Genomic DNA, 661 nt, shown 5'->3' on the forward strand with positions numbered 1-661 from the left:
CATCATGACGAGCAGGCCGTGCTTTGTGCTGTCGAACTCGCAATCGGGGATGGCGTGGCGACAAAGACCCATATCCTCAACACACTGCACCGTCTGACCGACGCCAAGAAAACGGATGGTCCAAGGATCGATGCGCCACAGGCGCTGAAGCTCGAACGCGAGCCCCGGGCCGACACAGGGCGGTATGATACTCTGCGTGGAGCGACCCGCCATGCGTCATGATCCTGCTATCGGTGCTCTCGTCGTTATGCTGAGGGGCTTGCGCCTGTACGGCATGGCGCAAGCCACAGAAGAGCTGGGCCAGCAGGGAGCACCAGCATTCGAGGCGGCCGTTCCTGTCCTCGCGCAGCTCCTCAAGGCCGAACTGGCCGAGCGCGAGGTGCGCTCCATTGCCTATCAGATCAGGGCGGCGAAGTTTCCGGCCTACAAGGATCTGGCAGGCTTCGACTTCTCGGCTGCCGAGATCAATGAAGCCACAGTTCGTCAGCTCCATGCAGGAGACTTCGTGGATCGCGCTGAAAACGTCGTGCTCATCGGTGGACCCGGGACGGGTAAAACGCACGTCGCTATTGCCCTGGCCGTACAGGCAATCGAATATCACCGTAGAAAAATCAGGTTCTGGTCTACCGTCGATCTCGTCAACGCCCTGGAGCAGGAAAAG

1 protein-coding gene and 1 pseudogene are annotated in these 661 nt (G+C 60.1%); both read left to right on the plus strand.

From position 1 onward, the window contains the following. Positions 1-222: pseudogene (locus HK24_RS09805) on the plus strand (IS21 family transposase); the annotation flags it as partial. After that, a partial coding sequence (locus HK24_RS09810) for an ATP-binding protein (protein ID WP_158092999.1) occupies positions 212-661 on the plus strand: 450 nt, incomplete at its 3' end. The pseudogene HK24_RS09805 and the gene HK24_RS09810, both read left to right, overlap by 11 nt.

The organism is Gluconobacter sp. DsW_058, from assembly GCF_002153615.1.
Classification (GTDB): domain Bacteria; phylum Pseudomonadota; class Alphaproteobacteria; order Acetobacterales; family Acetobacteraceae; genus Gluconobacter; species Gluconobacter cerinus.